The following is an 11,543-nucleotide window of genomic DNA, read 5'->3' on the forward strand; positions in this document are numbered from 1 at the left end:
CCCTTTTTTACTGTAAAGACGTTCTTTCAAACGTTCACTCATCTCAGGATCATTTAAAATATCCTCAATTCTCTTTTTCTTGTTCATCTTTTGTAAAGTTAGCAGACACACTTAAATGAACAGTCTCCTTTTTTCCAGAGCGAATAAACTAAAAAAAGATTTATAATCATCGGAGAAAAATGATTTCAAATGTAAATGTCTCTAATATACTTCCAAGAGCTCCCCGCTTTGCTGTGCCTTAAGTACTTTTAAATGTAACCTGAAATATAGAAGACTACTCATAAAGAATAATGAAAAAAATTGAGTAACTTCCGAAAGTTTACTCTTGATTTTTTAAACCACAAGTCCCTTAGAAAAATTTTAGAATCTGCTTTTTTCACAAGACCCTTTGATATTCCAAGAATTGTGATCTCGTAGCAATTTCACAAAACAAGTAAAATGAATTACAAGAATATTTTAATTCAGAGATAAAAGCAACTATAAAAAAAGCCTGAATATGAAACTTTACATAAAATACATGGTCAGCTTGAGATGCAAAATGCTTGTTAGAGAAGAATTGAAAAATATTGGAATTAATAAAGTTGAAATTGAACTTGGTGTTGTTGATTTTTTAGAAAAAATAAGTAATCAAGATAAAGAGAAGTTTGCAGCGTCCTTACTTAGATCGGGTTTGGAACTAATGGATGACAAAAAATCCAAATTGATTGAAAAAATCAAGAATTTGATTATTGAAAGCATCCATTACTCAGAGGAAATTCCAAAAACAAATATTTCCTGTTTGATCGAAGAGAAGATAGGTCTAGAATATAAATATTTATCCAGTCTTTTTTCTGAGGTAAAAGGAATGACAATTGAGCAATTTGTGATTCATCATAAAGTGGAAAGAGTAAAAGAATTACTTCTTTACAATGAATTAAGTATAAAGGAAATATCTTATTTGATGCATTATAATAGTGTTTCCCATCTTTCTACTCAATTTAAAAAGCTGACAGGCTTAACACCAAGTTACTTTAAAGAATTGAGACAACATAAAAAACGGATAGAGTTGGAAAAAATTTAATACGATTATCCGCAATTACACCAGAGTAAAAAAATATACAGACTATTGCGTATAATCGACCAATGGCAACGGTCTACAGTCAATAGATGTATGGGAAGCTAATGAATATGATCACTTGCGTGTCTTGTGAAATGAATACTGACAATCATAAAACTTAGTTTTCTGTCGTAGTTTTCAAAGCTATATTTTGAAAATTAAGACAATAATGAAACTTTTTTAATTAATTCTATAATAGATCAGAATAAATCAATGATGACCTTTGTGAAATCAGTAATAATTTTTACTGCACGAAAATAAAAGGTTATGAATAAGATTGTAATTCAAAAGTTGTCCTTATGGTTTTCTATTGCACTATTGACCGTAAGTTGCTCAGGCACGGTTCAAACCAATGAACAAGATAAAGAAAAGCTGAAGCAAGATGAAATAGATACAAAAGTCGCACAAATTATTGAAAAAAGGGATTTTTTAACCGATTTTAAAAGTTTCACCGAACAAACTCAGCTAAAGGTAGAGAAAAACAATCAATCCATAACTGAGCTGAGACAAGTTATAATAGAAGAGAGAAAATCATCCAATGGAGAATTTGCCACAAAAATCAGGCAACTTGATTTCCGAAATAAAGCATTGCAAAAAAAAATCGCTGCTTTTGACCAATCCCACCTTAGTGAATGGAGAAATTTTAAATCTGAAGTAAATCGGGACTTTGATGAATTAGAAAGCGCAATCAATAATTTATTTACAATATCTAAAAGCTACCAGTAATTATGAAAAAATCATTTCTAGTACTCATAGTATTCACAACTTGTTTGGCACTGGAGTCAGTAGCACAATCATCTAATTTTGACTCTAGAGAAAGGATTACGGCAGGATTGAAAGTTGGCCTGAATCGTTCTAATGTATGGGATGAACAAGGTCAGGATTTTAGGGCAGAACCAAAGTTTGGGTTTGCAGGAGGTGTTTTTGTAGGAATTCCAATAAGTAAATATTTTGGATTCCAGCCAGAATTGCTCATTTCTCAAAAGGGATTTAAGGGAGAGGGAACTTTATTAGGGACTGAGTATTCCTTTTCTAGGACCTCAACGTTTATTGATCTTCCGCTTCAACTACAAATAAAGCCAGTCCAACATGTTACCTTGTTAATTGGCCCCCAATTTTCACACTTATTCAAAGAGAATAATAAGTATACTTTTGGTTCTAACAGTACCGAACAAGAAGAGGAATTCGGGAAAATTGATCCTAGAAAAAATATTCTCGGGTTTGTCGGCGGCTTGGATGTGAGCATTAACCGTTTTGTTGTCTCAGGTCGATTTGGATATGATTTTTTAAATAATCATAGAGATGGGTCAACAACGGTACCGAGATATAAAAATCAATGGCTTCAATTAACTTTTGGATTAAAAATCTAAGGTGAAACTTTTTTTAAATTAATGTAATCCAATTTTTTTTAATTGGCCTGCACCTAAACCCTGTAGGCCATAATTTATAGTTGTCTAGCACCAGTTGTCCCTATAGTCTAAAAAGGGTCATGGTAAGGTCGATTTCTAACAAGAAGATTTTTTGAGCTAAACGATAAATCTAAAATACTGTCTAGAGATTGGCTATGAAAAAACAGATTGAAGTATCCTATAACTCAATAGTTCTTAGGGAGAGCGCTGTCAGCTTGGCCAAAATACATAAAACAGCAAGAGGTACAAGTAAGCTGAGGCCATTAAAGCCCATTCTAGCAAAATCCAAGGAAGTCCTGACTGAAACCTACAGGACACTTTCCTTTATTGTTAAATCAGAAAAAGAAATCTCCTCTGCCTCTGAATGGCTCTTAGATAATTTTTATATCATTCAAGAGCAAATGATTCAAATCGGCATAGACTTCCCTCAAAACTATCATAAAAGCATCCCATTAATTTTAAGAGGAGAGCACATTGGTTTACCTAGGGTATATGAAATCGTACTTAATCTACTAACCCATACAGATAATGTTTTAGATAAAGAGGTTTTAACTATTTACATCAAGAATTATCAGGATGAAGAACCCCTTCAAACAGGAGAGATATGGGCAATTCCAATTATGATTCGTTTATTTCTTATTCAGATTTTATCGGAAAAGGCAGCAACTATTTTAGAGCAAAAAAAACTAAGAATAGAAGTTGATAAATTTGTTTCAAGTGTTCAAAAAGAGAATCTAGAGGAGCCTGGAATGTATACACAGGCTCTTTCTGCTTGGTTTAAAAATAATGCTAAAAGTTCGGGTCTTGCAACACTTATTGAGCTATTTAACAATCTTCAATCACATGGACTTCTTTTTGAAGAACAAAAGCGTTGGTTTAACTATCAGATCAACCATTATGAAATCACGCTGGAGGATGCCATCCGGCAAGAAGCACAAAAGGAATCAAGGCTGGAAGTAAACGTTCAAAATGCAGTTTTATCCTTAAGACAGATTTTGGAAGTGGACTGGTCTGATTTTGTGGAAGACTGCTCTCTAGTTAATGATATTCTCAAAAATGATCCATCGGGAGATTATGACTTCATGGATTTTCCAACTAGAGATAGCTATAGAAAAGTTATTGAAAAGGTAAGCAGGCGTTCTAGTTTTTCTGAAATACAGGTTGCACAACAAGCATTGGAGTTAGCTCAAGAGCAGGAGGCACTTGTCTCGAGCGATGGTGATGATTACATATTTGGTAAAACTTGTATCAAAAGACATATTGGTTTTTTTTTTCTAGGTGAGGGTTACAAGGAACTCATCCAAAGGACTGATTATTCAGTCCCTCTCAGAGAGCGGAGTATTCGTGCATTTGAGAAACACTTTTCACTGTATTTGTTTTTAATTGCTTCTTTTTCCCTTATATTTTTAAGTATTCTTTGGTTGGCTTCTGGCACTCTCAGCCATGGTATTGGGATCACAATTGCCGTAATTTTGGTAGCTAGTTTTCCGGCTTTTGACTTAGCTGTTTCTGTTGTCAATCGTTTTTTTGCCTTTTTTTTACCACCACGGCTGCTTCCGAAAATGAATGACAAAACGGATGTCACGGATGCTGCAAGAACGATGGTTGTCATGCCTACCATGTTGGTGTCTGTGCAAGATGCCTTACGGCAAATTGAAAATTTAGAGGTGCACTTTTTAGGAAACCCGGATCCCGGACTTCAGTTTGTACTACTTTCGGATTTTACGGATGCACAAGAAAAGGATACCAAAGGCGATGCCGATATTATTGAGGCGGCAACCAATGCGATCCATCAACTGAATAAAAAGTATGCCTCGCGATTTGGGGAACGCTTTTTTATGTTGCATCGGGAGCGACTTTGGAATCCATCCGAAAATGTCTGGATGGGTTGGGAAAGAAAACGAGGGAAACTCGAGGAGTTTAATCAACTCCTGTACAATCCATCCTCACCAACTTCTTATACGGTGGTGGTAGGTGATTTTTTGGCAACAACAGCCATTTGTCCAGTTCAATTTGTAATCACCTTGGATGCCGATACCAAATTACCCCCGGGCACGGCAAAAAAATTAGTCAATACCATCGCGCATCCACTCAACAGAGCTTGGTATGACAAAGAAAAAGGCCGGATTACCAAAGGGTATACCATCATTCAGCCACGGATTTCATTTTCTCCCGAGTCTGAAAAAAACACCCGATTTTCAAAAATATTTTCTGGTAATGTAGGATTGGATCCCTACTCAGCAGCGGTTTCTGATATTTACCAAGATCTTACAGGAGAAGCAAGCTTTACCGGAAAAGGTATCTACGATGTCAAGGCGTTTCATGAGGTCATGATGCATCAGTTTCCCGAAAATCGAATTCTCTCACACGACCTTATTGAAAGTGCCTACGTACGGACAGGCCTTGCTACTGACATCGAACTGTATGACGATTACCCCAGTACCTACAGTGCCTTTACTAAAAGAAATCATCGTTGGACAAGAGGTGACTGGCAAATAGCGGCATGGTTATTTTCGCGTGTTCCAAGTGAGTCGGGTATTGTAAAGAATCCAATCAACTTATTATCGAAATGGAAGATTTTTGACAACCTTCGGAGGTCGCTCAACTTCTTTTTTCTTTTGCTTTTTTTCCTTGCAGGTATCTTTTGGCTTCCAGGAGCCAATTGGATATGGGTAGTGGCTGCTTTTGGCATCATTGCCTTTCCTACGTACATCACCTTATCCAGTGACTTACTCAATCGGCCTACACGGGTGCGATGGAAACTTCACATGGTTAAAGTTTGGGGCAACTTACGCATGCACCGTATTCAGGCCATGTCCACCATCATCATTGCACCTCATCAGGCTTTTGTACAGTTGGATGCGATTATTCGGACCTTGTACCGTTTAAGTTTTTCAAAAAAGTTACTTCTGGAATGGTCCACAGCTTCTCAAGTAGAACATATGCGGAAGCAATCCTTGGTAGACTACATGCGGTGGATGATTTTACCCATGCTTTTAGGGGTCTTAATCGTACTTATGGCTTTGGTAACCAATCCCGCACACCTATGGGTAGTGATTCCCTTTTTTGTTTTGTGGTTTGGTTCACCCTTTTATGCTTGGTATATCAGTTTGCCGCTACCAAAGCCACAAGTGGAGCTTTCAGATGGTGATCGCTCCAAATTGCGATTATATGCAAGGCGTACCTGGGCCTATTTTGAGCGCTTCGTAAATGAAAAACATGGTTGGCTTCCTCCTGACAACTATCAGGAAAATCCTCGGCTTTCCGAAACATCCAGAACATCCCCCACCAATATTGGACTGGCGCTCGTCTCTACGACTACAGCATACCATTTGGGCTATATGACCTTAGGGACATTTTTGCAAAGACAAGAAGATTCCATGCGAGCAATTGTAAGGCTTGAAAAATACCGAGGTCATCTCTTTAATTGGTATGCTACTGGATCGGGTCGGATTCTTCAACCTTCCTATATATCCACTGTAGATTCAGGAAATCTAGCGGCCAGTCTCATCACTGTGAAAGAGGCTGTCAAAGAGATCATGACTTCTCCAGGAATGTATAAAAACTTTCACAGGGGGTTAAAGGATACCTTGAGTTCTATTCATTCCATACTCTTGAATTTACACAACATTCAAGGACTTAAGCCTCATGCTTTTGAAAAGATTCAAGTACTAGTGCATGAGATGGTTGGTCAGTTGGATCAAGAAATTGAGGAGGGGGCTTCGATTAGTTTGGAGTTTTTGGAGAAAATAAAAATAGATGCTGAAAAGCTTGCTGCCAATGATATATTGTCAGCTGTCACGTTGACAGATGATCTGATGATTGAGCATGTGCTTTTTTGGCTCAAAAGACCCCTGATCCACATAAATGATGCTTTGACGGAGTTAAGCGTATTGAGCCAAGAAAAACAACTGTCTTTTCATGTGGATTCGTGCGATGAATGGAGGAGGCAGTGGAGTGAAACTTCACCTGAAAGTGGTCCAAATGTTCTTATAAACCATTGGCAGGAGCAAGCGGGAGCAATTATTCTCATGGCAGAAGATTTGATTGACTCCATGGATTTTTCTTTTCTCTACCAAAAGGAAAGAGGCTTGTTTAGTATTGGGTATAATTTGGATATTGCCCAATATGACAAAAGCACCTATGATTTATTGGCTAGTGAGGCACGCATTGCTTCCTATATTGCTATTGCCAAGGGAGATATTCCAGTAGAGCATTGGTTTAGATTAAGCAGGAGACTTACCCGTATCCATGAAGATGAAATGTTACTTTCATGGGGAGGAACCATGTTTGAGTACTTAATGCCACTTCTCTTTTTCAAATCATTTGAGGATACTATGATGGATAACACGTGCCGGAATGTCATCCAATGGCAAAAAAAATATGGACATAGCCGAGGATTTCCTTGGGGTTCTTCTGAAAGTGCCTACTATTTTCTCAATATTGACTTACATTATCAATACCGCACGTTTGGTGTGCCTGGGCTTGGATTAAAACGCGGGCTTGCAGATGAGTATGTAGTAGCTCCCTATGCCAGCATACTTTCCTTGATGGTTGAGATTTCCGATCCCATCAAAAACCTACAAGAAGTCGAAGTGGCTGGTGGCTTGGGGATGTTTGGGTTTTATGATGCCATTGACTATACCACATCGCATCTCACAGAAGGGACTGCTTATAAAGTCGTCAAAACTTACATGGTTCACCACCATGGTATGAGCTTGATCGCCTTGGAAAATGTACTTAATGAAGCGTCTGTAAGAAAAAGCTTTCATGCAGATCCTCGTATCAAAAGTTGCGAGTTGTTACTGCAAGAGCGCATTCCCAAAGGGACCCCGATCAAAGAACCGCATCCTATCGATGCCGAACTTGAACCAAGCACTAAATCTTCCGATCAGTATGTGGCAGAACATGCCGGAATTAAGGAATTGGATCTCAGCCCTCCTCGCTTACATACCTTATCGAACGGTAGCTTTTCAACAGTGATTACACATGCCGGAACAGGCTTTGCTAAGACACACGGAATAATACTAAATAGCTGGAAAACAGACCCAACCGTAGACCCATTAGGCATGTTTTTTTATGTGAAAGATATAAAAAGTGGGGAATTTTGGTCTGCAATGCATCAACCTGTCAAATGTAAACCTGATCGCTACGATACTTGGTTTCATAATGGTAAGGTTATTTGTTCACGGGTGGATAATTGGATTGAAACTACTTCAGAAATATGTGTTTCCCCAGATCATCCAATTGAACTTAGAAAACTTACCTTAACCAACTATTCCGATCGAAAACGCGTGCTGGAAATCACCAGTTATGCTGAAGTGATGCTTAATGGATTGACACATCATAATACCCATCCTGCTTTTTCGAAGTTATTTATAGAAACAGAATATTTGGAAGATAATCATGCAATCATAGCCAAAAGAAGATCCAGAAGTAAGGAAGAATCTCCCATGTATCTTATTCATACGTTCGCATGCAGCAATCAAATTCATGTGGTAAAGCCAGTGGGCTTTGAAACCGAAAGGTCAAATTTTATTGGAAGAGGTAGGTCGTTGAGTAATCCATTAGCACTTTCTGATGGTTATTTGCTCCAAAGAACACAAGGTAATGTATCTGACCCTATAGTTAGTTTGAGAAAGCAGATCATACTTCAACCAGGAGAAAAAGCACATCTGAGTTTCGGACTAGGATTTGCTACTTCCCGTGAAACAGCCTTACAAATTGCAGCAATTTATGATAGCCAGTTAGCCGTAAATAGAGCCTTTGACCTAGCCGCTATTTATGGATTGGTAGAGCTCAATCACATGGGGCTCCGGACAAGTCAGGCGCATTTATTCCATAAACTCTCTTCTTATCTCTTATTTGGCGTGCCTGCTTTTAGAACCGATGCACATACATTGCTTTCTAATCGCAAAATACAAGCGGACCTTTGGCCTTTTGGTATTTCTGGCGATTTTCCTTTGATCATTTTCCGAATCAATGAAGCTAATCAACTTAAGCAAGTTAAACTCATCCTTAAAGCGCATACTTTCTGGCGCAAGCGGGGAATTGAATCAGAATTGCTCATCATCAATGATCATGCACCAGGATATATAGACGAAATTCAAGAGGCGATTCAGATAGCAATAGAATCCTCTCTAGAACGCGAAGTATTCAATAAAAGAGGGGGAATATTCATTTATCAAGCAGATAAAATACAGCCGGAAGCTTTTAAACTTTTACTGAGTGTTGCGCACGTGATATGGAATAAGCAACTTCCTAATCTGGCAAAGCTACTTCAAAAAAGTGAAACAGAATCTTGGTTTTCTAATTATGCAAACATCAAATACCGCCCTTTTCGGGAATGGGAAATTGTAGACGAAAATATCCTTGAAAAGTGGCAAAGTGAGGTAAGATTCTTTAATGGGTTTGGAGGTTTTTCACAGGATGGCTCAGCCTACCATATCTTTATCTCAACAGATCCTTTTACAGGTGTCCCACTTTTGCCACCTGCTCCATGGATCAATGTTATTGCCAATCCTGCTTTTGGATTTACTGTTTCGGAGCGTGGTGCAGGATACACATGGAGCGAAAACAGCCGGGAAAATAAACTAACCTCCTGGTCCAACGACCCCATAATGGACAGTCATTCAGAGGCTTTTTATATACGGGATGAGGAGCGGATGCATTACTGGTCACCTTGTCCAGGACCTGTTGCAGCAGGCACTTACCAAGTGATACATGGTTTTGGATTTACAAGCTTCTATGTGGATGTAAACGGATTACAGCAACGTTTACGTCAGTTTGTTCATTTAAACCAAGGATTGAAGGTTTCTACATTAACCTTAAAAAACACAAAATCAACACTACAGAAACTCTCTGTTTTTAGATATCTAGACAGGGTATTAGGTGTGGATCCATCCCTTTCTTCCCGATTTGTAAGTCAGGAAGTCGATGACCTTGGCTCGATGCTTTTTGCTTGTAACAATTACAATAATGAGTTTGCTGGACGTATTGTCTTTTCCGCACTAATCAATCCATTGGATGGGGCAATAAGGAGATTTACAACCGATCGTGAAGGATTCATTGGTCGAAATCGCTCTTTGGACAAACCCCTCGCCTTGGAGTCGGAAAGATGGCTTGACAACAAGAATCCTGTAGGTGGAGACTCTTGCGCTGCCTTACAAACGTATTTTGAGCTTGCTCCTAACGAAAGCGTCACCCTTATTTTCTTGGAAGGAGAAGGACGCGACCATGAAGCAGCAAAAGAAATGATCCGACGGTTTTCTACACTCAGCCAAGTGGAGGCAGCACTTGAAGATATTCATAGATTTTGGAAGGATACATGTGGAAAGGTAAGAATTTCCACACCTGATCAATCGTTGGATATTCTTGTCAATGGCTGGCTTACGTACCAGAATTTATCTTGTAGAATATGGGGTCGTACAGGCTTTTATCAATCAGGAGGAGCATATGGCTTCAGAGATCAATTACAAGATTCGATGGCAGCACGATATGCGGACACTCGTATTTGTAGAAATCAGCTATTGCTTCATGCCAAGCAGCAATTTTTAGAAGGGGATGTTCTCCATTGGTGGCATCCACCATCAGGGAGAGGAATTCGGTCAAAAATAACAGATGACAGGCTTTGGCTTCCTTTCGTGCTCGATTTTTATATCAGCTCAACGGGAGATAATTCTATTTTAAATGAAAACGCAAGCTATATAAACGCACGATCATTAGAAGCCACCGAACATGAGGTCTATCTCCATCCTGATACTCTGGAACAAGACGGTAGCATGTATGAACATTGCTGCAAGGCTATTGATGTTTCATTGAAATTTGGGATCAATGGTCTGCCACTCATCGGTGGAGGGGACTGGAATGACGGCATGAATCGGGTTGGAGAGCTAGGACAGGGAGAAAGCATATGGCTAGGATTCTTTTTGTACGATATTCTTATAAAGTTTAAAAAATATTGTCACAACATGGATGATCCTTCGAGAGGAAACAAGTACGCACTGATTGCCAATCAATTGAAAAAAAATCTGAATAACAAAGGGTGGGATGGTTCTTGGTATTTAAGGGCATTTTACGATGACGGAAGTACCATTGGGTCATCTCTAAATGAAGAATGCAAAATAGATGCGATCTCTCAGGCTTGGTCCATCATTTCAGGAGCTGCCTCTCAGGAGAGAGGGGAAAAAAGTCTCAAGTCTTTGGAGCACCACCTGGTTTCAGAACAGAAAAAGATTATAAGACTGTTAACCCCTCCATTTGATAAAACTGCAAAAGACCCTGGTTACATCAAAGGATACATACCAGGTGTACGGGAAAATGGGGGACAATATACGCATGGAGCTCTTTGGGCAATCAAAGCATTTGCTACCTTAGGAATGGGAGAAAAGGCAGTTCATTACCTCAAAATGATCAATCCTATCAACCATGCACTTGACAAAGATGCGGTAGATACTTACAAAGTAGAGCCCTATGTGGTAGCTGCGGATGTTTACGGAGAAGGTCATATAACTGGACAGGGGGGCTGGACTTGGTATACTGGCTCTGCAGCATGGATGTACCGGGTTGCACTAGAATCTGTTTTAGGGATACAAGTCACGGGCAATTCATTTCTTCTAAATCCTTCCATATCAGAAAAATGGGACGGCTATACGGTTGACTTTCGCTTAGACGATAATATTACTCAATATCACATACGGATTTTGAATCCTTACAAACTACAAAGTGGACTCCTTTCAGGAACAGTCGATGGAGAGGAGGTGCGATTTGATTCGGCACCGGCAGAAATTGAACTTAAAAAAGACAAAAAACAGCATCATATTCGATTAAATATCATTCACGTTTTATAATTTGGAATTAAGTTGCAGTGCTTAGAGTAAACGGTTCTGATTTAGGAATTTGATAAATACTAATTCAATGTCGTTTAGTTAAGGATTAAATTGGTTTATAATTCATATAATGAGGTTTTTTTGGCTTTTTGAGCCTGGGTAGCTTTCTACCTGGTCTTTCAACTTCCCGAGTTTTGTAGACTAAATCAT

General features: G+C 38.8%; 4 protein-coding genes. All 4 read left to right on the forward strand.

The window, feature by feature from the left end; all coding sequences use genetic code 11:
- Window positions 1–496: 496 nt before the first annotated feature.
- The 4 genes from MM239_RS19755 (at window position 497) to MM239_RS19770 (ending at window position 11,354) form a co-directional block, all read left to right on the forward strand.
- Window positions 497–1,060: a helix-turn-helix domain-containing protein gene (locus MM239_RS19755; protein ID WP_241350055.1), complete on the forward strand. Its 564-nt coding sequence runs from the start codon at window positions 497–499 to the stop codon at window positions 1,058–1,060.
- A gap of 303 nt (window positions 1,061–1,363) precedes the next feature.
- On the forward strand, window positions 1,364–1,822 hold the full coding sequence (locus MM239_RS19760; protein ID WP_241350056.1) for a hypothetical protein: 459 nt from the start codon (window positions 1,364–1,366) through the stop codon (window positions 1,820–1,822).
- 2 nt (window positions 1,823–1,824) lie between these two features.
- Window positions 1,825–2,466: a porin family protein gene (locus MM239_RS19765; protein ID WP_189580293.1), complete on the forward strand. Its 642-nt coding sequence runs from the start codon at window positions 1,825–1,827 to the stop codon at window positions 2,464–2,466.
- Window positions 2,467–2,660: 194 nt separating this feature from the next.
- Window positions 2,661–11,354: a GH36-type glycosyl hydrolase domain-containing protein gene (locus MM239_RS19770; RefSeq protein WP_241350057.1), complete on the forward strand. Its 8,694-nt coding sequence runs from the start codon at window positions 2,661–2,663 to the stop codon at window positions 11,352–11,354.
- The last annotated feature ends 189 nt before the right edge of the window (window positions 11,355–11,543 follow it).

This window comes from Belliella filtrata, assembly GCF_022549775.1.
GTDB classification, from domain to species: domain Bacteria; phylum Bacteroidota; class Bacteroidia; order Cytophagales; family Cyclobacteriaceae; genus Belliella; species Belliella filtrata.

What these genes read in the sequence shown, in the direction of transcription:
- MM239_RS19755 (WP_241350055.1), top strand. Translation starts at nt 497, where the DNA reads ATGAAACTTTACATAAAATACATGGTCAGCTTGAGATGCAAAATGCTT.
- MM239_RS19760 (WP_241350056.1), top strand. Translation starts at nt 1,364, where the DNA reads ATGAATAAGATTGTAATTCAAAAGTTGTCCTTATGGTTTTCTATTGCA.
- MM239_RS19765 (WP_189580293.1), top strand. Translation starts at nt 1,825, where the DNA reads ATGAAAAAATCATTTCTAGTACTCATAGTATTCACAACTTGTTTGGCA.
- MM239_RS19770 (WP_241350057.1), top strand. Translation starts at nt 2,661, where the DNA reads ATGAAAAAACAGATTGAAGTATCCTATAACTCAATAGTTCTTAGGGAG.